At 67.7% G+C, this 20,708-nt stretch carries 22 protein-coding genes; 11 read left to right on the top strand and 11 right to left on the bottom strand.

Annotation, left to right across the window (positions count from 1 at the left end):
* Positions 1 to 108: 108 nt before the first annotated feature.
* Complete coding sequence (locus ACTWPT_RS21740; protein WP_443179250.1) at positions 109 to 585, top strand: gamma-glutamylcyclotransferase; 477 nt, start codon at positions 109 to 111, stop codon at positions 583 to 585.
* On the opposite strand, the gene ACTWPT_RS21735 is transcribed toward ACTWPT_RS21740, so the two are convergent.
* On the bottom strand, positions 582 to 1,886 hold the full coding sequence (locus ACTWPT_RS21735) for an MFS transporter (RefSeq protein ID WP_443179249.1): 1,305 nt from the start codon (positions 1,884 to 1,886) through the stop codon (positions 582 to 584). The two genes, ACTWPT_RS21740 and ACTWPT_RS21735, sit on opposite strands and share 4 nt — an antisense overlap.
* Before the next feature lie 109 nt (positions 1,887 to 1,995).
* Here ACTWPT_RS21735 and ACTWPT_RS21730 point away from each other — a divergent pair, with 109 nt between their 5' ends.
* The 7 genes from ACTWPT_RS21730 (at position 1,996) to ACTWPT_RS21700 (ending at position 9,021) form a co-directional block, all read left to right on the top strand.
* Entirely contained in the window at positions 1,996 to 2,976 is a 981-nt protein-coding gene (locus ACTWPT_RS21730) for an Lrp/AsnC family transcriptional regulator (RefSeq protein WP_443179248.1), read from the top strand.
* Positions 2,973 to 4,277 (top strand): M20/M25/M40 family metallo-hydrolase, encoded by a 1,305-nt coding sequence (locus ACTWPT_RS21725; protein WP_443179247.1) that lies wholly within the window; start codon positions 2,973 to 2,975, stop codon positions 4,275 to 4,277. Before ACTWPT_RS21730 ends, ACTWPT_RS21725 begins: the two co-directional genes overlap by 4 nt.
* A gap of 3 nt (positions 4,278 to 4,280) precedes the next feature.
* Positions 4,281 to 5,084, top strand: a complete 804-nt coding sequence (locus ACTWPT_RS21720) for a purine-nucleoside phosphorylase (protein WP_443179246.1) — start codon at positions 4,281 to 4,283, stop codon at positions 5,082 to 5,084.
* Positions 5,081 to 6,718, top strand: coding sequence for a phospho-sugar mutase (locus ACTWPT_RS21715; protein ID WP_443179245.1), 1,638 nt, complete (start codon positions 5,081 to 5,083; stop codon positions 6,716 to 6,718). The genes ACTWPT_RS21720 and ACTWPT_RS21715 overlap by 4 nt, the downstream gene beginning before the upstream one ends.
* Before the next feature lie 161 nt (positions 6,719 to 6,879).
* Positions 6,880 to 7,242 carry a hypothetical protein gene (locus ACTWPT_RS21710; protein ID WP_443179244.1) on the top strand — a complete coding sequence of 121 codons (363 nt, stop codon included), beginning with the start codon at positions 6,880 to 6,882 and terminating at the stop codon, positions 7,240 to 7,242.
* A gap of 20 nt (positions 7,243 to 7,262) precedes the next feature.
* Positions 7,263 to 7,940, top strand: coding sequence for a DUF234 domain-containing protein (locus tag ACTWPT_RS21705; RefSeq protein WP_443179243.1), 678 nt, complete (start codon positions 7,263 to 7,265; stop codon positions 7,938 to 7,940).
* A 217-nt stretch (positions 7,941 to 8,157) separates the two neighbouring features.
* Positions 8,158 to 9,021, top strand: coding sequence for an AfsR/SARP family transcriptional regulator (locus ACTWPT_RS21700; RefSeq protein WP_443179242.1), 864 nt, complete (start codon positions 8,158 to 8,160; stop codon positions 9,019 to 9,021).
* Between the two features lie 851 nt (positions 9,022 to 9,872).
* On the opposite strand, the gene ACTWPT_RS21695 is transcribed toward ACTWPT_RS21700, so the two are convergent.
* The 7 genes from ACTWPT_RS21695 to ACTWPT_RS21665 all read right to left on the bottom strand — a co-directional run bounded on the left by ACTWPT_RS21695 (position 9,873) and on the right by ACTWPT_RS21665 (position 15,644).
* Positions 9,873 to 10,373 carry a S26 family signal peptidase gene (locus ACTWPT_RS21695; RefSeq protein WP_443179241.1) on the bottom strand — a complete coding sequence of 167 codons (501 nt, stop codon included), beginning with the start codon at positions 10,371 to 10,373 and terminating at the stop codon, positions 9,873 to 9,875.
* A 5-nt stretch (positions 10,374 to 10,378) separates the two neighbouring features.
* Positions 10,379 to 12,190, bottom strand: a complete 1,812-nt coding sequence (locus tag ACTWPT_RS21690) for an ABC transporter ATP-binding protein (protein WP_443179240.1) — start codon at positions 12,188 to 12,190, stop codon at positions 10,379 to 10,381.
* Entirely contained in the window at positions 12,187 to 12,702 is a 516-nt protein-coding gene (locus tag ACTWPT_RS21685) for a TlpA family protein disulfide reductase (protein WP_443179239.1), read from the bottom strand. Before ACTWPT_RS21685 ends, ACTWPT_RS21690 begins: the two co-directional genes overlap by 4 nt.
* Positions 12,702 to 13,220, bottom strand: coding sequence for a MauE/DoxX family redox-associated membrane protein (locus ACTWPT_RS21680; RefSeq protein WP_443179238.1), 519 nt, complete (start codon positions 13,218 to 13,220; stop codon positions 12,702 to 12,704). Before ACTWPT_RS21680 ends, ACTWPT_RS21685 begins: the two co-directional genes overlap by 1 nt.
* Positions 13,221 to 13,372: 152 nt before the next feature.
* Entirely contained in the window at positions 13,373 to 13,864 is a 492-nt protein-coding gene (locus ACTWPT_RS21675; protein WP_443179237.1) for a GyrI-like domain-containing protein, read from the bottom strand.
* A gap of 50 nt (positions 13,865 to 13,914) precedes the next feature.
* A complete protein-coding gene (locus ACTWPT_RS21670; RefSeq protein WP_443179236.1) occupies positions 13,915 to 14,829 on the bottom strand; it encodes a sigma-70 family RNA polymerase sigma factor in 915 nt (304 codons plus the stop codon).
* Positions 14,829 to 15,644 carry a MerR family transcriptional regulator gene (locus ACTWPT_RS21665; protein WP_443179235.1) on the bottom strand — a complete coding sequence of 272 codons (816 nt, stop codon included), beginning with the start codon at positions 15,642 to 15,644 and terminating at the stop codon, positions 14,829 to 14,831. The genes ACTWPT_RS21670 and ACTWPT_RS21665 overlap by 1 nt, the downstream gene beginning before the upstream one ends.
* A gap of 104 nt (positions 15,645 to 15,748) precedes the next feature.
* Between ACTWPT_RS21665 and ACTWPT_RS21660 the strand changes: the two genes are divergently transcribed.
* The 3 genes from ACTWPT_RS21660 to ACTWPT_RS21650 are packed head-to-tail and all read left to right on the top strand — an operon-like array spanning position 15,749 to position 18,601.
* Positions 15,749 to 16,441, top strand: a complete 693-nt coding sequence (locus ACTWPT_RS21660; RefSeq protein ID WP_443179234.1) for a TetR/AcrR family transcriptional regulator — start codon at positions 15,749 to 15,751, stop codon at positions 16,439 to 16,441.
* Entirely contained in the window at positions 16,401 to 17,873 is a 1,473-nt protein-coding gene (locus ACTWPT_RS21655; RefSeq protein WP_443179233.1) for an AMP-binding protein, read from the top strand. The genes ACTWPT_RS21660 and ACTWPT_RS21655 overlap by 41 nt, the downstream gene beginning before the upstream one ends.
* The gene (locus ACTWPT_RS21650) at positions 17,870 to 18,601 is read left to right on the top strand and encodes an enoyl-CoA hydratase/isomerase family protein (protein ID WP_443179232.1); all 732 of its coding nucleotides are present in this window, start codon (positions 17,870 to 17,872) and stop codon (positions 18,599 to 18,601) included. The genes ACTWPT_RS21655 and ACTWPT_RS21650 overlap by 4 nt, the downstream gene beginning before the upstream one ends.
* A gap of 46 nt (positions 18,602 to 18,647) precedes the next feature.
* Here the strand turns inward: ACTWPT_RS21650 and ACTWPT_RS21645 are convergent, their stop codons facing one another.
* From ACTWPT_RS21645 to ACTWPT_RS21635, 3 genes are read right to left on the bottom strand one after another with little or no spacing between them, the layout of a single operon-like run.
* Complete coding sequence (locus ACTWPT_RS21645) at positions 18,648 to 19,259, bottom strand: hypothetical protein (protein WP_443179231.1); 612 nt, start codon at positions 19,257 to 19,259, stop codon at positions 18,648 to 18,650.
* Entirely contained in the window at positions 19,256 to 20,329 is a 1,074-nt protein-coding gene (locus tag ACTWPT_RS21640) for an adenosine deaminase (protein ID WP_443179230.1), read from the bottom strand. The genes ACTWPT_RS21645 and ACTWPT_RS21640 overlap by 4 nt, the downstream gene beginning before the upstream one ends.
* Positions 20,330 to 20,353: 24 nt before the next feature.
* Positions 20,354 to 20,704 (bottom strand): cupin domain-containing protein, encoded by a 351-nt coding sequence (locus tag ACTWPT_RS21635; RefSeq protein ID WP_443179229.1) that lies wholly within the window; start codon positions 20,702 to 20,704, stop codon positions 20,354 to 20,356.
* Between the last annotated feature and the right edge of the window lie 4 nt (positions 20,705 to 20,708).

The following is a 20,708-nucleotide window of genomic DNA, read 5'->3' as shown; positions in this document are numbered from 1 at the left end:
GATCCTTCTGCTGCACATGAACGTCATGATGGATCGGCTCGGCTCTTCGGCATGGCAGGATGTCGCGGTAGCTGGACGACGAGCAGCACCCAGCGAGAGGGGTGGATCGTGGCGTGGTCTTCAGATTCGGGGGAGCCCAGGCTCTATGCCGCGTACGGCTCGAACATGGACCCTGAGCAGATGGCCATGCGCGCCCCGCACTCCCCCATCTGGGGTGTCGGCTGGCTGACCGGCTGGCGGCTGACGTTCGGGGGCTACGACCCGGCCTGGGACGGCGCGCTCGCCACCATCGTCGAGGATCCGGACGAGCACGTGTTCGTCGTACTCTACGACGTGCCGGACTGGGAGGAGACCTCGCTGGACCAGTGGGAGGGCGCGGTCCGCGGTGCTTACCACAAGGTGCGGCTGCGGGTGCAGACCCTCGACGGCGAGGTCGTGGCCTGGTTCTACGTGCTGGACGGCTACGAGGGTGGCCTGCCCTCGGCCCGCTACCTGGGCAGCCTGGCCGAGGCGGCCGAGCGGGCGGGCGCCCCCGACGACTACGTCAAGGAGCTGCGGGAGCGCCCCTGCACCTCGTTCGGCTAGCGGAGCGGCTGGTCCTTGGTCTCGCGCAGCACGAAGATGTAGACCACGGTGGAGATCAGCGCGAGCGCCGACATGTACCACGGGAACAACCCGGGGTTCCCGGCCTCCCGGAACGCGGTGCCGATCAGCGGGGCAGTGCCGCCGAAGATCGCCACAGTCGCCGAGTACGGGAACCCGATCCCGGCCGCCCGGACCCGCGTGGGGAACATCTCGGCGTTCACCGCGGCGGAGATCGACGTGAAGCAGCCGAGGAAGACCATGCCGATGAGCTGCACGATCAGCAGGCTGCCGTAGGCGTCGGTGAGCAGGCCGAGCAGCGGCACGGGCAGGATCAGGAACCCCAGACCGAAGGTGATCAGCATCGGCTTGCGCCCCACCCGGTCCGACAGCATGCCCAGCAGCGGCTGCAGGATCATGAAGAAGACCAGCGAGATCGTGCCGATCTGCAGCGAGTCCGCCTTGTCGAAGTTCACGGTGATCTGCGCGTACGTGGGCAGGAACGTGGTCCAGGTGTAGTACGCGACGGTGCCGGCGATCGTGATACCCACGATCATCAGCGCGGACTTCGGGTAGTGCTTGAGGAACTCGAACATCTTCGGCCGCTCGGCCCTGCCCCGCTGGATCTCCTCCGCCACGGCCGAGGTCTCGTCGGCGCTCTTGCGGATCCACAGGCCCACGAGGCTGAGCACCGCGCCCACGATGAACGGGATGCGCCAGCCGTAGGATTCCATGTCGGCCTTGATCAGGACGGTGGCCAGCAGTGCCGCCAGCCCGGAGGCGAGCAACTGGCCGACGGTGGTGCTGACGTACTGGAAGCTCGAGAACAGGCCGCGGCGTCCCTGCGGGGCCGACTCCACCAGGAATGTGGTGGCGGCGGCGAACTCGCCGCCCACCGACAGCCCCTGGATCAGCCTGGCGAGGGTGAGGATGATCGGCGCCAGGATGCCCACAGCCGCGTAGGTGGGGGTCAGCCCGACGAGCAGCGACCCCACGCCCATCAGCACGATCGTGAACGTCATGGCGGACTTGCGACCGTACCGGTCGGCGAACGCGCCGACCAGCAGACCGCCCAGCGGACGCATGAAGAAGCCGACCGCGAAGACCGCGAATGAGCCCAGCAGTGGCACCAGGCTGTTGTCGGAGATCTCGGAGAAGATCTGCACAGAGAAGTAGGGGGCCAGGAACGTGTAGGCGTACCAGTCGTACCACTCGACGACGTTGCCGATGCTGGCCGCCATGAGCTGGCGGGAACGGCTCTTGGGGATGCCGAGGGGGGATTCGGTTACGGGGGAGGTCGCCACCGGGGCTCCTTTGCTGACATATGCGGTATGCCTTACTCTGCTATTGGACGACCGAAACAGTCAAATTTGCGAGTGCGGATTTACATTCCCGACACAGAAATGGTTGCAGGTGGACGTTCTCGACCGGCGCCTCGTCGCCGCGCTCCAAGTCAGCCCGCGTGCCTCGTGGGGCGAGATCGGCAGGGCCGTGGGCGAGCACGAACGCACCGTGGCCCGCCGCCTGCAGCGGCTGATCACGGACGGGGTGGTGCGGGTCACGGCGATCTACGACGACCTGCGTACCGGGCACGGCCGCCCCGTCCACCTGGACGTCCAGGTGCGCCCCGGCGCCACGGCCCAGGTGGCCAAGGCGCTGGCCGACCGGCCCGACACGCGCTCGGTCTACGCCCTGACCGGCGTCGCCGACCTCGGCTGCGAGCTGGTATCGCCGTCGCGCGAGGCGCTGCACCACATCCTGTCCGCGGAGATCAGCGCGATCGACGGGGTGTCGCAGACGCAGACTCAAGTCGTGCTCCACACGTTCAGGACCGTCGCCGAGTGGCACGCTCCATACCTCACCGAGCAGGAGGTCGCCGAGCTGCGCCCGGCGCCGCCCCCTGAGGGCCTGCCCGACGAGGAGGGCCTGTCACCTCTGGAGCTGGAGATCGCCGAGCTTCTGGCCGCCGACGGCAGGATCGCCTTCACCGCGGTCGCCGAGCGCCTCCGCATCTCCCTGCCGACCGCGCGCCGCCGGGTGACCTCGCTGATCGAGCGGCGGCTGCTGCTTCCGCGCGCGGAGGTGGAGCCCGCGCTGCTCGGCCTGGAGGTGGAGGCCATGTTGTGGCTGAAGGTCCGCCCGTACGGGCTGGATCAGGTCGGACAGCGGCTGGCCGGGCACCCGAACGTGCGTTACTGCGCGGCCACCTCGGGCACCCATTCCCTGATCGTTCAGGTGGTGGCCGCCCACGAGGCGGACCTCTACCGTTTCATGACCGGCGTCGTCGGGTCCCTCGACGAGGTCACCGACAGCGACCTCACTCTCATCACCCGCGCTTACAAGCGCGGGCACCTGCACAAGTCCGGACTGCTCACACTGGAGAAAACGCCATGACACCTGCCGAGAAGGAAGTCGCCGACCTCTGCGTGGAACTGATCCGCGTCGACAGCAGCAACTACGGAGACGGCAGCGGCCCCGGCGAGCGGGCCGCGGCGGAGGTCGTCCTGGCCAGGCTGGCCGAGGTCGGGATCGAGGCGACGTACGTCGAGAGCGAGCCAGGACGCGGCAACGTGATCACCCGCGTCGAGGGCACCGACCCGTCCCTGCCCGCCCTGCTCGTCCACGGGCACCTGGACGTGGTGCCGGCCAACGCCGCCGACTGGACGGTGGACCCGTTCGGCGGCGAGACCCGCGACGGCTACATCTGGGGCCGCGGCGCCGTGGACATGAAGGACATGGACGCGATGATGCTGGCCGTGCTGCGCCAGATGAAGCGCGAGGGCCGCCGGCCGCGCCGCGACATCGTGTTCGCGTGGGTGGCCGACGAGGAGGCCGGCGGTGTGTACGGCGCCAAATACCTCACCGCGCACCACCCCGAGCTGTTCGAGGGCGTCACCGAGTCGATCAGCGAGGTCGGCGGCTACTCGCTGGAAGTGGACCCGTCGCTGCGGCTCTACCTGATCGAGACGGCCCAGAAGGGCCTGGCCTGGATGAAGCTCATCGCCGACGGCACCGCCGGGCACGGTTCGATGCTCAATTCCGACAACGCCGTCACCGAGATCGCCAGGGCGGTGGCCAGGATCGGCGAGCACGAGTGGCCGCTGACGTACACGCCGACCGTGCGTCAGTTCCTCACCGAGGTCGCCGACGCGTTCGGCATCCCCTTCGACGAGTCGGACCCCCAGCCGATCCTCGACAAGATCGGGCCGCTGGTGCGGTTCGTGGGCGCGACCCTGCGCCACACGACCAACCCGACGCAGCTCGGCGCCGGCTACAAGTCCAATGTGATCCCCGGCCAGGCCACGGCCGTGGTGGACGGGCGGTTCCTGCCGGGCTTCGAGGAGGAGTTCTTCAAGACCGTCGACTCGCTGATCGGGCCGCGTGTCCGGCGGGAGTTCGTGCACCACGATATCGCGCTGGAGACGACGTTCGACGGTGCGCTGGTCGAGTCGATGATCGCGGCACTGAAGGCCGAGGACCCCACGGCGCGGGCGATCCCGTACTGCATGTCCGGCGGCACCGACAACAAGACGTTCTTCGCCGAACTGGGGGTGCGCGGGTTCGGGTTCGTGCCGCTGCGGCTGCCTGCGGACATGGACTTCGCCTCGATGTTCCACGGCGTGGACGAGCGGGTGCCGGTGGAGGCGCTGCAGTTCGGCGTGCGGGTGCTGGACCGGCTCCTCCTAAACTACTGAGCTGTGACCAACGACGCATACACCCTGGCCAGTGAGGCCGCCGCCGCGCTGCACCGCTCCGCCGGCCTCGACACCTTCGACGTGGCGCTCGTCATGGGGTCGGGGTGGGTGCCGGCCGCCGACGCGATCGGCGAGACGGTGAGCGAGATCCCGTTCACCGATCTGCCCGGCTTCCAGGCCCCCGCCGTGGCCGGGCACGGCGGCAAGATCCGAGTCGTCCGCACCTCCAGCGGGCGGCAGGCGCTGGTGTTCCTCGGGCGTACACACCTGTATGAAGGGCTCGGGGTGGACGCGGTCGTGCACGGTGTGCGTACGGCGGCCGCGGCCGGCGTACGCACGATCGTCCTCACCAACGCGGCCGGCGGGCTGCGCCCCGAGACGCAGAGCGTCGGCGACCCGGTCCTGATCAGCGACCACATCAACCTGACCGGCGCCAACCCGATCACCGGGACCACGTTCATCGACCTCACCGAGGTCTACTCCCGCCGCCTGCGCGCCCTGGTCAGGGAGATCGACCCGACCCTCGCCGAGGGCGTGTACGTGGCCTTCCGCGGGCCGACGTACGAGACCCCCGCCGAGATCCGCATGCTCCGCACGCTGGGTGGGGACATGGTCGGCATGTCCACCGTTCTGGAGGCCATCGCCGCCCGCGAGGCGAACCTGGAGGTGCTCGGCGTCTCCCTGGTCACCAACCCCGGCGCTGGCCTGTCCGGCGAGCCGCTCAACCACGAGGAGGTCCTGGAGGTCGGCCGCGCGACGGCAGCCCGCATGGGCGTGCTGCTCGCCAAGGTGGTGGAGCGCCTGTGAGTCTCATCGACGAGGCCCGCTCCTGGCTGGCTCAGGACCCCGACCCCGACACCCGCGCCGAGCTGGCCGCGTTGCTGGAACGCGAGGACATGGCCGCCCTCCAGGACCGTTTCGGCGCCAAGCTCGAGTTCGGCACGGCCGGCCTGCGCGGCGAACTCGGAGCCGGCCCCAACCGGATGAACCGCGTCACCGTCATGCGCGCCGCCGCCGGCCTGGCCAAGGTCCTCGGCCCCGGCAAGCACGTGGTCATCGGGTACGACGCCAGGCACAAGTCCGACGTCTTCGCCCGCGACACCGCGGCCGTCCTGACCGGCGCCGGCCTGCACGCCTCGCTCCTGCCGTGCCCCCTGCCCACCCCGATCCTCGCCTTCGCGGTCCGCCACCTGAGGGCGGACGCCGGGGTTACCGTCACCGCCAGCCACAACCCGCCCCGCGACAACGGCTACAAGGTCTACTGGGGCGACGGCTCCCAGATCGTGCCGCCCATCGACAGCGAGATCTCGGCCGCCATCGACGCCGCCGGCCGGGTGGACGAGTTGCCGCTGCACGGCCCCGGCACGCTGACGGAGCTCGGCGAGGGCGTCATCGACGACTACATCGAGGCCGTCACGTCCCTGCCGCTGGGCGACGCCCGCGACCTCAAAGTCGCGTACACGCCCCTTCACGGGGTCGGCGCGGCCACGTTGACCGGCGCCTTCCTGGCCGCCGACTTCGAAAGCCCCATGGCGGTCGAGGAGCAGCGCGACCCCGACCCGGACTTCCCCACGGTGTCCTTCCCCAACCCGGAGGAGCCGGGGGCGATGGACCTGGCCATCGCCCTGGCCGCCAAGCAGGGCGCCGACCTGGTCCTCGCCAACGACCCGGACGCCGACCGCTGCGCAGTGGGCGTGCCCCTGCCCGACGGCACGTGCCGCATGCTGACCGGCGACGAGGTCGGCGGCCTGCTGGCCGAGCACGTGATCAAACACACCACCGGCGACCGCATGGTGGCCACCACCATCGTCTCCTCCACCCTCCTCAGCAAGATCGCTCAACGGCATGGCGTCCGCTACGGCGAGACCCTGACCGGCTTCAAATGGATCATCAAGGCCGGCCCTGGCCTGGTCTTCGGCTACGAGGAGGCCATCGGCTACAGCGTCGGCTCGGACGCCGGCCTCCCGGTCAGGGACAAGGACGGAATCGGCGCCGCCCTGACGGTGGCGGCCATCGCCGCCGCAGCCAAACGCGCCGGCCGCACCCTGCTGGACCTCCTGGACGACCAGGCCCGCCGCTACGGCCTGCACGCCACGTCCCAACTGTCGTTCCGCGTGGCCGACCTGTCCCTGATCGCGGACGCCATGTCCCGCCTGCGTGCGAACCCTCCGACGATCCTCGGCGGGTGCGCGGTGGAGCACATCGACGACCTGAACAAGGGAGAAGGCGGTCTCCCACCCACCGACGGCCTGCGCTACCGGCTGTCTGGGAACTCCCGCGTGGTGGTCCGCCCTTCGGGCACGGAGCCCAAGCTGAAGTGCTACCTGGAGGTCGTGGTTCCGGTGACTGGCGAAATGCAACAGGCCAGAGCCCAAGCCGAGGAGTCCCTGGAATCTTTGAAACACGATCTGACGGTTCGCCTGAATCTTGAGAGCTCTTAGTCTCACGCTTGAGACCATCTGGAATTCGAGGACCGCGAGGACCGCCTGCTGATACTAATGAACCTCGATAGTCTCATCCTTGAGACTTCGGGAGGCCCACGTCATGGCATGAGGCACTCTCTCTCCTGGCGCGTGCCCTTCCCGAAGACTCCCCCAGCATCGTGGTCATCGACGAGCTTCCGTACCTGATCAAGGCCGACCCCTCCCTCGAGGGTGTACTGCAGAAGCTCTTCGACAAGGAGTTCTCCAGGCGGCCCGTCTTGCTGCTGCTCATAGGCTCCGACTTGTCGATGATGGAGGCGATCAACACCTACAGCCGCCCCTTCTATCAGCGCGCCGTCGACTTCGTAATCAATCCGCTCACTCCCTATGACGTGGGGCAGGCACTCGATCTGCCCGCGGCTGAGGCGTTCGACGCGCATCTGGTTACCGGTGGCCTGCCAATGATCTGCGAGGAATGGCCAAGGGCAGATCGCTCTGGGATTACCTGGAGCAAGCGCTCGAAGACCCGATCTCGGCCCTGATCGTCAGCGGGGAACGAGCCATGGCGGCAGAGTTTCCGCCGGACGCGTTCGCCCGCCAGGTCCTCGGCGCCATCGGGTCCGGTCAGCGCACGCACGCCAACATCGCCGCCGCCACCCCGGGCATCTCCCGCGCGTCGATGAACCGCGCTCTCCAACTCCTCCTGGAGAAGCGCATGATCGCCATGGACCGGCCCCTCTCGACCCGGCCATCCCGCGAGTCGCGATACCGCGTGATCGACACTCATCTGCGGTTCTGGATCCCTTTCATCGAGGCTCGCAGAATCGACATCGACCGCGGCCTGGGGGACAAGGCACTGGAGCGGATCCGGAGATCCTGGACGTCATGGAGAGGCACGGCCATCGAGCCCCTCATCCACGAATCTCTGCGGCGAATGGAGGGCCTGCCCGAGGGGACCGCAGCGATCGGCGGTTTCTGGACGAGGACCAACGACCCCGAAATCGACCTCGTGGGTGCCGATCGCGAGCCGATCGGCAAGCGGATCACCATGCTGGGTTCTGTGAAGTGGCTCGAGAACCGGCCATTCGACCGTCACGATCTGAACGAGCTCGTCGTTCACCGTTGGAAGATGCCGGGGGCTGACGACTCCACACCGCTCTACGCGGTTTCGCGTAGCGGATGCGACGTGGAGGGCGTCAGGCACCTGACCCCTGAGGAACTGCTCGCCGCCTGGCGATAGCCCTTGGTCTCAACAATGAGACCTAACTGCCGCGGCAGGTAGGCGGGAGGAGAGGCGCAGCTCCGTCCCGAGGTCTTTCGCCTCCACTCCAAACACAGCGCCTCATGGCACAACCGCTTGCCTTCGAAGACCCGACATACCGGCGACATACCAGCAGTAAACCGGCTCAACGTAGCGTAGTCCGCGCCCGTCTTGCGGCACCGGCGGCCAGGTGTACATGTATCGCGCGTTCCTGGCCACCTACGCGTCGGCCAGGTACGGCTGCGCCGTCCCTTACGTGCTCGAAACGCTTGGAGGCGAATGGATGTTCTCGTTGCTGGGGCCGTTGCGGGTGGTGGACCCCGCGAGAGAGATCCCTGTTCAGGCTGCCAAGCAGCGGGCCATCTTGGCCATGCTTCTGCTGAGATCGAACCGGGTGGTCACCTTCGACCTTCTCACGTCGGAATTGTGGGCAGCCGGTCCACCGGCCACGGCGAAGACGAGCCTGCAGACATATGTCTATCGCCTACGGCGGGCGATCGCCCCGCTCGCCGCACGAGGCGTCGAGCTCCGAACCCAAGGTTCCGGATACCTGTTGGCCGTGCCGGACGGCGTCGTTGACCTTGGGATATTCGAGAAACTGACCACCGCCGGCGCCGAAGCCTTGAACACGGGAGACCCCGGCCTAGCAGCCGAGTGCCTGCGAGAAGCGCTCGGGATGTGGCGCGGGCCGTTGCTGGCCGATGTGGATGTCGAAGTCGTCCGCCAGGAACGCCGCCGAATGGAAGAGATTCGCCTGAACGCCTATGAGATGCGCCTTGATGCGGAGCTGCGGCTCGGCCTCAACATCCACCTCGTCCCCGAACTGGAGCAATTCATCGCCGCCCAGCCGTTCAGGGAGACCTTGTGGGCCACGCTGATGCGGGCCCTGAACGCCGGAGGCCGTCGCATGGAAGCCCTCGACGCGTATCGGAGGCTTTACCGGGTCCTCGATCAGGAACTCGGCATTCAGCCGAACGCCGAAATGCAGCGGCTTTACCAGGACATCCTTCACGGGCACCCTGGCAGCCTGATCCTCTCGGGCGGCCGGCGTCAGAGCTGATCAGCTGTTTGAGAAGATGCACGTGCGGCCGTTGCCCAGGCTGGTTGGCCGTTCCGGCAGCTGCCGTCTCAGGTCTGGCCGGCGCAGGGGTCGGGCATTTCCCGCGCTGCGGCACTTGCCCGACCCCTGGATGGTCGCTACGCGGCTAGCAACACCGGCGGCCGAGAATACTCCGCACGCCATAGGTGCTTCCTGGCCCCCAGTTGCACGCGTACTTCGTCTGCTCTGACCTGCTACTGCAGCCGGGGTTGTAATAACACCGCCCCCACCAATAGCCCCCGATGGGCTTGTTGTAGCACTTGACGACGGCATCGGCAGAGTCCTCGGGAAGGACCCATGCCACGGCGCGGTCCGCGAGCCTGGTTATGATCTTCACGCGCTAAATCCATTTCTTCGTTGCGGTCTCAGTCCGAATCCACGGCTTGACTTATTGTGATCATTTCTGATTAGGGCGAAGTGCCCCTTGGAGCGGGCGGATGGAAGCGTCAAGAACTCCCATCCTCCCAGCTCAAAGGGCTCCTCGCTTGCCTATCGGACCCTGGCTCCCATGTTCATGCCGTGGATCCAGGCTTAGGGCCAGGCGCCCTGCAGACATACCTGCGCGCACGTCTCCAGGTGCTCCAAGAGCCCAGCCGGCAATCAGATGTAGCAGCAATAATTTGTATTCCGCCACGGCTGCGTACCGGACACCCGGCAGACAGTTCTGACCTGCTTCCTGACCATATGATCCATGTTCGAGGTACAGGCGTACGGGCCGCAGCGAGTCTGGTTGTAGCACTCGTCCGCCGCAGCGCGGTGTTCTGGAACGACCAGCGCGAGAAGACGATCGCCGATATTTTCGATGAACCGCATCACTTCGTTTGTTCCCTTTCTTTGTTACCGATTGGATTTCCGTCGCAAAATTCTCCTACTGGCTCGCTCTCCGTTCTGCTGGGGTCTCTGGCAGCGGTTAGTTTTCGAAGGGTGATGGCTTGGATATCGGCGATGGGGAAGTAACCGTGGTCGCGAGAGTCGAAGCTCGCGTCGGTGTTGTCGCCGATCAGAATGAGTTGTCCGTCGGGTACACGGGCATCGGGGACGAGTGGCCGCACCGGTTCGGGGATGGGATCACCGGGTAGCGCGGCGATGCGCTTGATGAGGAACGGGCCACCCATCGGCAGCGGGCTGAGCACCACGGCGATATGGCCGCTTCGCAGGGCCGCCGGGGCCACTCGCCGGGCCAGAAGCCGGTCGCCGTCGATCAGTGTGGGGGCCATGCTGTTGCCGTCGACACGGATCACGGAATACCTCGCGCGCAGCCGTACGATCAGCAAGGCCAAAGCCGCGATCGCGCAACTCACGACGAGGAGCACCCACCTCACAGGGCCACCGCCTCCTCCGGCTCGCGGTACCCGCTCGCCTGGAGGTTGAAGAGCCGTGCGTAGGGGCCGCGGGCGGACATGAGGGCGTCGTGCGTTCCGGCTTCCCGGATGGCGCCGTGCTCCAGAACGATGATGAGGTCGGCGTCGCGCACGGTGTTGAGCCGGTGAGAAATGAGCAGGCTGGTCGCGCCGTGGCGCCGGCGTCGGGTCCGAGCGTGCACGTCGGCCTCGGCCTCCGGGTCCAGCCCGGCGGAGGGCTCGTCGAGGATCACGAGGTCGCGGTGGCCGCGGAACATGGCGCGGGCCAAGGCCGTGCGCTGCCACTGGCCGCCGCTGAGCACGACACCCGTGTCGGGGTCGTCCTTGTCCTCTTCACTGAAGAACGTCCGCGTGAGCAGGGTGTCGTACCCGCGAGGAAGGGAGGAGAGCTTGTCGTCGATCCCAGCCTCGTGAGCAGCCCCACGGATTCGGGTTTCGTCCTCACGGGCGGGGACGAAGCCGATGGAGACGTTGTCGGCTGCGGACATGTCGTAGGCCATATGGTCCTGGAACACCCCGGTGATGCGGTGCCGCAGATCATCGGGGTGCACGTCACGGATGTCGACGCCATCCCACGTGATGCTCCCGTGCTGCGGGTCGTAGAACCGGCACAGGAGCTTGACGAGCGTGGACTTGCCGGCACCGTTCAGACCGACGACGGCGACTGACGAGGCAGCCGGGATGAACAGGTTCAGGCCACGCAAGATCCACGGGTGATCCTCGCTGTAGCGGAACCACACGTTGGTCAGCTGGATGCCGTGCTTCAGCCGGGGCAGTGGCGCAGGCTCGGCGGGAATGGGAAGGTCGGGCTCGGCCGAGGTCACAGCCACGTAATGGCCGAACATGAGCAGATCCTGGTGGAGAGCGGCGATACCGACGATCAGACCGCTGAGGGCGGCCTGGACCGCGCCGATGGCGGCGATCAGCAGGGTCACGTCGCCGACGCTCAACGCACCGGAGCCGGCGGAGATGACGGCCCAGATCAGCCCACCGCCCGCGACCACCGCGCCCAGCAGCGTCAGCAGGCTCTCGACGGACAGTTCCTTGATGTCCATCCGGCGGCGTGCGGCGTTGGACGTGCGCAACTCGGTCATCATGCGGCCTTGCAGGAAACGGCCGCTGTTGAACAGACGAATCTCCTTTGCCGCCGCAACCGTGGTGAGCAGATCGCCGTAAAACATCTGGCGTCGTTCGGCCGGGCCGATGTCCCACATCATCGAGGCGCGACGATGCGACAGCCGCAACTGCGCCACCAGCGCAGGAACCCCGGTTGCCAGGACGATCCCGGTGAGAACCGGACTGATCACCAGAAGGGAGCCGACCATCCCGGTCAACGTGATCACCGCGCTCACCACCCCAAGGGATCCGGTGACGACTTCCTGCCCCGTCGACAGGCTGTTCTTTGCCAACCGCAGCCGGTCGTGGAAGTTGGGGTCCTCGAACCGTCGTAACCCGGCGAACCGCAGCGTCGCGGAGAACAGTTGTGCGGTGGTCCGAGCGGTGAACAACCTGCCCATCTCGCTGTTGAGGTAGTGCACGAGCTGGGGCAGTACCGTCATCAGGATGCCGGCGGCGGCCAGACCCACCGCGAGGGTGCTCAGCTCGGCCGCCGATCCCTGTCCCGCCAGGGAGTCGACCACCAGTTTGGTCAGCCACGCCACCGCGATCGGCGCGATCGCCTCAGCCAGCATCACCAGGACGTAGACCGCCATCAATCCCGGGGCCGCGCGAAGGGCGACCCCCGCGGCCACCTTTGCCGTTCCGATCATGCGCTGACCGTGGTGGGCAACGTGGGATCGTTGTCGGTGACCCTCCCGTCCGCACCGATCACGAAGAGGGTCGGATAGCCGGCGACCTTGAAGGCGCTCTGGATGGCGGCCTGAGGTGCCTCGACCACTACACGTGCCACCTCAGCGAGGCGTTCGACGTCGGCGGCGGCCTCCTCGTCGCTGCCGGCGACAACGACGGCGAGCACCGCGGCCGAGGTTTGGCGGGCATGGTCGATAAAGCGCGGCATCAGTTCCCTGCAGGGCTGGCAGGACGGAGAGAAGAAACCGATGAGGGCGGGCCCATCGAGCAGCTCATCGGAGATCGGCTCGCCATCGGTGGTGGTGGCGGCGAACTCCGGCATCTTCTCCCCGATGGCGAGCCCTTCCGCCACGGGCAAGAATGCCGCTGACGCGGCCTGCTTCCGCAGTCGGCGGATCACTCCCACCGTCAGCAAGAGATTCAGCATGCACAGCATGCCGACCATGACGACGGCGGCGATCAGGTACGGCATCACGAACTCCCCGAGACTTCCATGAACAGATCGGCGATATCGTCGAAGACGATCAAGAGGATGGCGCCGACCAGCCCGACCGGCACTGCCAGGGCGAGACCGGCCACGGTGACCGGACCGCCGGGGAACATCAGCGTCACCCAACCCAGCACGACAACGAGTAGCAGAAGCCCGTTGCGGATCAGATGCACCGGGCCGAGCGGGGTCGCGGACACGCCGAAGCACCGGCATGGCTCGCGCTGCCCCCAGCGAAGGGAAACGGCGATCCACATGGAGAACGCGATCAACAGCATCCCGCTGGCGGCCAGCCCCGTGCGTGGAAGCACGATCAAGGTGGCCGCAGCAACAACTTCCATGGCCACCGTTGCCATGGCAGCCGGGAACCGGGCCGGGCCGGGCAGCAATCGCAGGGTGACGGCGAAAGACTGTAGTGCGGTACGGCTCCGCAGCTTCGAGTACGCGGAGACAACGAAGACCGTGGTGAGCAGGACTTGACTGGCCACCAGAACGTGCGGCATGACTAAATGCTCATTCGGCCCGCTAGCCCAGTGCTAGCGCGCCGCTAGCGCGGTTGGCGGCATGGGCGGCCAGGACCTTGGTGCGTGACTACCAGCGGGTGCGGCGTGGCGGGCGTGCCGGGAACCGGTGCGGTCCCCGGCACGCCCCGAGGTCAGTCAGCGAGGCGGAACTGCAGGTCGGTGTGCCACTTGTTCATGTCGGGCTCTTCGGCGGGATTGGTGTTGTAGAGCTCCAGGCGGGAGCTCCAGTGCTCCGTCCCGTCGTCGTCGGCCGTCTTGTCCCAGGTCAGTCCCTGTCCGGCGGCCCATTTCAGCAGTTTGCCGGTGACGTCGATGAGCTGGTCAGGGTGGCCGTGGTGGGAGACGGTGGCGTAGCGGCCCGCGGGAAGGGTGGCGGCGAAGATGTCGCCCTCCCCCTCGACCGGTGTGGCCACCGGCACCCCCGCCACCACCACCAGCCGGTCGGCGTCCATGTTGATGCTGTCGTATTTGAAGAACGGCGCCCCGGCTGGATACGCGCCGCGCTCGATCAGCCAGCCGATGATCTCGCCGATGCGGTCTCCGACCAGGTTGAAACTGGTCATGGTGATGGTCTTGCGCACCCCGACGTACGGGCGCTCAGGAAGTTCGATGATCTCTGGCATGTTTCTCTGTTTCCTCCTTCACCTCTCAGTACGAAGTCCGGGCTCGAAACTCATCGACCGAGTACGAACTCGAAACTCATCGGCAGGCCGAAATACGGGAACAGGCCAGGGTCCAGATACGTGGTCTCGCCAGTGATCAGCCCGTCGGCGACGTCGAGAACGACCAGGGCGAATGGCTCGCCGTTCAGGTATTGGCCGAAGGCCGGGGAGCCGTTGGCCCTGGTCGGTAGGAGACGGGAGCCGGCGCACGGGGCGTCGGCTTCGGCGGCGAGCAGAACGGTGCGGATGTGCTCGCGCCCGCGCAGCCACCACGTGAACGGCGGCATGGACGAGGTCGCGTCCTCGTGGAGCAGCGAAACGAGCGCCTGCACGTCGTAACGCTCGAACGCCGACACATAGCGGGACAGCAGCCCCTCGTCTACGTCCTCGTCGGCCGGTCCGACCGGCGGGAGTTTGGCGCGGGCGCGCTGCAGGGCGCTGTTGACAGACGTGACCGTGGTGCCCAGCAACTGCGCCGTCTCGGCGGCGGACCATTTCAGCACGTCGCGGAGGATGAGCACGCCGCGCTGGCGGGGCGGCAGGTGCTGCAGCGCCGCCACGAACGCCAGCCGGATCGTCTCCCGCGACACCGACAGGTCCGCCGGGTCGAGAGCGCGGCTGTCCGGGATGGGCTGGATCCAGCGGTCCGGAGGGAGCGGTGCCCCCAAGTCGGCGCCGGGGATCGCGTCAGGGACCAGGTCCATGGCGCGGGCGCGGCGCTGCGGGCCGCGGAGCATGTCCAGGCAGATGTTCATGGCCAGGTGGAACAGCCACGGCCGCAGCGGGCCCCTGACCGGATCGTACGTGCGCCACGCCCGCACGAACGTCTCCTGCACCGCGTCCTCGGCCTCGAAGCCGGAGCCCAGCATGCGGTAGCAGTAGCCGGTCAACTCGATCCGGTGCCGCTCGAAATCCGCCGCGTCCACTATGCCGGGGTCACCTCGATCTGCAGCTCCGTCACCCATTCGTCCTCGTTCTCCGGGCAGTGCAGGGAGATCTCCCTGGCGAATCCGAGAGAACGGTAGCCGTTCTCCTCGATCCAGTGGGCCAACGTCTGGAACGTCGGCCCCACCGCCTCCATCGACCCCTGATGGATGATCGTGGCCGCCAGCTCGATGGCAGGCAGTTCGACGACCTCGAAGTCATAGGAGCCTGGCGGCACGGAGACCGGCAGGCAGGTGTGCACCATGACGGAGCCGTCCTCCTCCGGCACGTAATAGGCCAGGCCGGGAGCGACGACGGACACGTCGGCCGCCTCCACCCGCCGGCAGATCTCCCCGAACAGCGGCTTGATCACCGGCCCGATGTCCTCGCCCTCGTAACTGGCCGCCCTGGCGCTGAGCTCAGCCACCCACACCGGGGGCACTCTTTTCAAGAGGACCTCGGTAGTACGCATGTGTCCCTCCGTCTCGATCGTGTGGAGCCTCGCCTCGACACTGCGCAACCTGGCCAGATCGGCGCTGATCTGCGCCTCCAGCTGGGCACGGCGCATCCGTACCATGCCGTGCAGCTCCTCCGTGCTCACCTTCTCGTCGAGGATCGCCCCGACCTGCTCCAGCGTGAAACCGAGGTCCTTGATCGCGACGATGCGGTTGAGCCTGGACAACTGCGCGGCCTGGTACGACCGGTAGCCGGTGACCGGGTCCACGTGGGCGGGCCGCAGCAGGCCGATGGCGTCGTAGTGGCGCAACATGCGGACAGACACGAGCCCCAACCTGGCGAAGTCTCCAATGCTGAACATGGCCTCTCCAGGTCTAGGGGCTGACACGGTGTCAGGGTCAACCTATGGCGATTCAAGGGGAGAGAGGCTAAATTGGATGCTACCGAACGTTCGGTAGGAGGATCATGGATCTCAAGGACCGGGACGCGGACGCGAGCCGGCGGATCAGGACGGCGGCGGTGCTGCTGTTCGCCCAACGGGGCTACGCGGCGACGAGCATTCGCGATCTGGCCAAAGAGGTCAACATGACCAATGCCGGCATCTATCACCACGTGTCGAGCAAGGAAGCCCTGCTGGCCGACCTCATGCGGGTCGCCCAACGAGGACTGATCGACGCCGCCGAGCGCATGCTGCGCGACGTCCAGAGCCCCACCGACCGCCTCGGCCTGCTGATCAGCTCGCTCACCGCGAGCCACGCAAGCGCCCCCATGACGACCCGGGTCATGGACGCCGAACTCCGTTCCCTGACCCCCGGCTCCGCCGCCCTCGACGAGATCATCGCACTCCGCGACGCCTACGAGGACCACTGGAAGCACGCCATCGCCGACGGCGTCTCAGCAGGCGCCTTCCGCATCGCCGACCAGAAGCTGACCCGCCTCGCCCTCATGTCCATGTGCACCGGCACCAGCGAGTGGTACCGCCCCGACGGGGACTCCACGCTGGAGCAGGTGTGCGCGGAGTTCGTGGCGATCGGCCTGGCCGCCGTACGCGCTCCCGTCCAGGTCGTCGCGGCCCTCGACCTCTCCCTGCTGCCCGACTTCCCTTGGGAGCCGCCGGATGCCAGAAACGATCCCCGACCTGTTGAGGCACGCCGCTAGACAGTACGGCCGCCGCGAGTTCCTCCGTTTCCCCGACACCTCGCTGACCTTCGAAGATGCCGACGCCCAGTCGGATCGGCTGGCCGGCGCCCTGATCGACAAGGGCGTACGGCCCGGCGATCGGGTCGCGGTCATGATGGACAACGTGCCCGGCTGGCCGCTCAGCTGGCTGGCGATACTCAAGGCAGGCGCGATCACGGTGCCGGTCAACGTCCGCTACCGGGCCGCCGACCTGGAGCACGTCCTGCGTGACTCGGGCGCCGTCGCCACGCTGACCACCGCCGAGCACGCCCCGCACATCCCGGGCACGGTCTACGCCCTCGACTCCCTGTCCGGGTCACCACCCACCCGCCCCGTTCCCATCACTCCCCACGATGTCGCGAATTTTCAGTACACGTCGGGGACGACCGGCTTCCCCAAGGCCTGCATGCTCACCCACGACTACTGGCTCAGAACCGCCCAGATCGTTGCCGGCCAGGCGCAGCTCCGCGACGACGACGTCATGCTGATCGCCCAGGCGTACTCGTACATGGATCCCCAGTGGGCCACCGTCCTCTGCCTCATCGGCGGCATCCCGCTGGTGGTGCTCCCCCGCTTCTCCGCGTCCGGCTTCTGGCCCTCGGCCAGGGAGCACGGCGCGACGCTCACGTACGTGCTCGGCACGATGCCGCTCCTGCTGCACAAGCAGCCGCCCCACCCCCTTGACCGCGAGAACCGGATGCGGCTCGTGCTCTGCTCGGGCATCCGCCCTGACCTGCACCAGGAGTTCGAGGAGCGCTGGGGCGCGCCGTGGCGCGAGTTGTACGGCTCCACCGAGAGCGGCCCCGACCTGGTGGTGCCCATCGACGCCGAGGAGACGGTGGGCACCGGTGCGATGGGCCTCGCGCCGTCTGGCAAGGAGGTCGTGCTCGACGAGGAGACCGGCGAGATCCTCGTCAGAGGCGTCCCCATGATGAACGGCTACTGGAACCATCCTGAAGCGACCGCCAAGGCGTTCAGAGACGGCTGGTACCACACCGGCGACCTGGGCTTCCGCGACACCCACGGCTACATCCACCACGCCGGGCGGATCAAGGACATGGTCCGCAGGGGCGGCGAGAACATCTCGTGCGCCGAGGTCGAGAGCGTGCTCACCCAGCACCCCGCGGTGCTGCAGGCGGCCCTGGTGCCCATCCCCGACGACCTGTGGGGCGAACTGCCAAAGGCGTTCATCCAGCTCCGCCCCGGTCACCCGGCCGGCGTGGAGACGGCCATGCGCGTGATCGAGCACGCAAGGCTACGCCTGGCCCGCTTCAAGATCCCGGCGTACGTGGAGTTCGTCGAAGGTTTCTCACTGACGCCATCGGCCCGCATCGAGAAACGCCACCTGCTGCAGCCAGAACGCGACCAACGCGCCGCACCCGCCATCCCCGTGGAGAAGGAGAGAGCATGATCGAGATAACGGAACACGACGAGGTCGCTCTGATCACGCTGGCCCGCCCCGAGAAGCTCAATGCCCTCACCGCGCAGATGCGCAGGGACCTGGCGGCGGCCGTGCGCGGGCACGGGGACGGCAAGAGCGTCAAAGGCATCGTGGTCACCGGCACGGGCCGGGCGTTCTCCGCCGGGGAGGACCTCCGGGAGGCCGCGGGCAAATCCCTCCTGGAGGAGGTGGAGCTCTTCCACGACATGACCAGGGCCGTGCTGGAGACCCGCGTCCCGGTGGTGGCCGCGGTCAACGGCATAGCCGTGGGCGGGGCCGCCGAGTGGACGCTGTGCTTCGACAGCCGCATCGGCGCTCCTGCGGCCGAGTACTTCTTCCCCGAGAATCACATCGGCCTGTCGATCTCGAACGCCTCCAGCTACCTGCTGCCCCGCCTGACCGGCGCCAGGGCGCTGCGGCTGGTGCTCGACTCGGCCCGCCTGAGCGCCGAGCAGGCCCTGGCCGCGGGCCTGCTTGACGAGATCGTCGCCACCGAAGCGCTGGTGGAGTCGGCGATCGCCCGCGTACGCCACTGGTCACGGCACGGCACCGCCACCGACGTGCACCTGTCGCTGCTGCGCCCGCCGCTGACCGAGGTGGAGCGGGCCTTCGCGGTCGAGACGGAGGCCGCCAAGCAGGTCGAGGAAACCGGGATCGCCCAGGCCGGCATGCGCCGTTTCGTCGACGCCAGAGGATGACGACGCGACCTCGACGCCGGGGACGGCGATCGCGCGAACCAGCCAGCTAAGGGAGGACGATCGCCACGACCACGAGTATGGCCGCGCCCACCAGCACCGCGATGGCGTCGTAGGCCCACGTGGCCCGGACGGGCGCCGCCTCCTCGTGGCGCTGCCGGGCCGACTCGGCACGCTCGCGGATCTGCTCGCCCACCCAGTCGGCGTGCGTCTTGCCCGCGAACGCCTCCGCCGCCGCCTGCTCGCCCTTGCTCAGCGTCGGCTCGGTGCGGAAGCGTCCCCGCTGCTGCCCGGACATGCCGCGGCGCTGCGCCTTGGCCCGTTCCCGTGCGCTGGCCATCGGCGTCCACAGTCGCAGCACCTGGTCATCGCCGTGGTGCACGCTGATGGCATGCGACACGCTGACGTCGTCGATGGCCGCCCACGGCACCTGCGTCGTCCGCAGCGGATTGCGCCCCACCAGCGCCGCCTCCGTGAACACGGTCGCGGGCCGCAGCGCGACGAGATAGACCAGCGCGGTCAGCGCGCCGAGCACGGCCAGCGCCACCAGCGACGGCTTGCCGTTGTACTTGCTGATCAGGTCCCAGACGTTGAACGCGACGAACGCCAGCCAGACCCACGCCAACACGAACGCGGACCTGGAGCGGTAGGTCTGTTTCACGGCTGCCATTTCAGCTGCGCGAACCCGGGTTTGATCACACCGTTGATCAGCGCCAGCCGCTCGTCGAACGGGATGAACGCCGACTTCATCGCGTTGACCGTGAACCACTGCAGGTCGTCCCAGCCGTAGCCGAACGCCTCGACCAGCTTGGCGAACTCCAGCGACAGGCTCGTCCGGCTCATCAGCCGGTTGTCGGTGTTGACCGTCACCCGGAAGTAGAGGCGCCGCAGCAGCCCGATGGGGTGGTCGGCGATCGACGCGGCGGCCCCGGTCTGCAGGTTGGACGTGGGGCACATCTCCAGCGGAATGCGCTTGTCACGGACGTAGGCGGCCAGCCGGCCCAGCTTGGCCGTGCCGTCGCCGGCCACGGTGATGTCGTCGATGATCCGCACGCCGTGCCCCAGCCGGTCGGCGCCGCACCACTGGATGGCCTGCCAGATCGACGGCAGCCCGAACGCCTCGCCCGCGTGGATGGTGAAGTGGGAGTTTTCCCGCTGCAGGTATTCGAACGCGTCGAGATGCCTGGTGGGCGGGTATCCCGCCTCCGCCCCCGCGATGTCGAACCCCACCACGCCCACGTCGCGGTAGCGTACGGCGAGCTCGGCGATCTCCATGGAGCGCGCCTGGTGCCGCATGGCCGTGAGCAGCGTGCCGACGCGGACGCCGCGGCCCTGCGAGCCCTGCTTGAAGCCCTCGAGCACCGCCTCGACGACCTGGTCCAGGGTCAGCCCTGTGGTGGTGTGCTGCTCGGGCGCGAAACGCACCTCCGCGTAGACCACGCCGTCCGCGGCCAGATCCTCGGCGCACTCGGCCGCCACGCGGACGAGCGACTCGCGCGTCTGCATGACGCCGACGGTGTGGTCGAACGTCTCCAGGTAACGTTCGAGCGATCCGGAATCCGACGCCTCCTCGAACCACTGGCAGAGATTGTCGGGATCGTTGGTAGGCAGCCGATCGTAACCAGTCTCCCGGGCGAGCTCGACGATCGTCTCGGCGCGCAGCCCGCCGTCGAGGTGATCGTGCAACAACACCTTGGGAGCCCGTCGGATCTCGTCAAACGTGGGGCTCATCCGCCCATGATATGACCAGCGGTCTCAGTCGCGGCCCGCGCTCTCCGGGGAGAAGGCAGGCAGGCACACGGCCACGTATTCAGCCCCCTCGGGACCCACGCTGTAGCGGACCTTCTCGCCCGGCGACGTCACCACCGACTGCCCGGCCGCGACCTCCGTCCGCCCGCCGTCGTGCTCAATGATCATCGTGCCGCGCAGGACCACGGTGTATTCGGTGAACGACGGCGTCTGCGCGGGCTCCTCCCAGCCCGGAGGTGCGGTCATGTGGGCGATGGAGATCTCCTCGTCGCCGCTGTTGACGCGGCCGATGTGCTCGTCGATGAGCTTGCCGCCGGGTACGGGGATACGGGCCGGGCCCTCGATCTTTCTCACCACGGGA

The sequence above is a fragment of the Nonomuraea sp. 3N208 genome, assembly GCF_052245935.1.
Lineage (GTDB): Bacteria > Actinomycetota > Actinomycetes > Streptosporangiales > Streptosporangiaceae > Nonomuraea.
The sequence above is the reverse complement of the archived record's forward strand: the minus strand, read 5'-3'. Positions and strand labels throughout refer to the sequence as shown.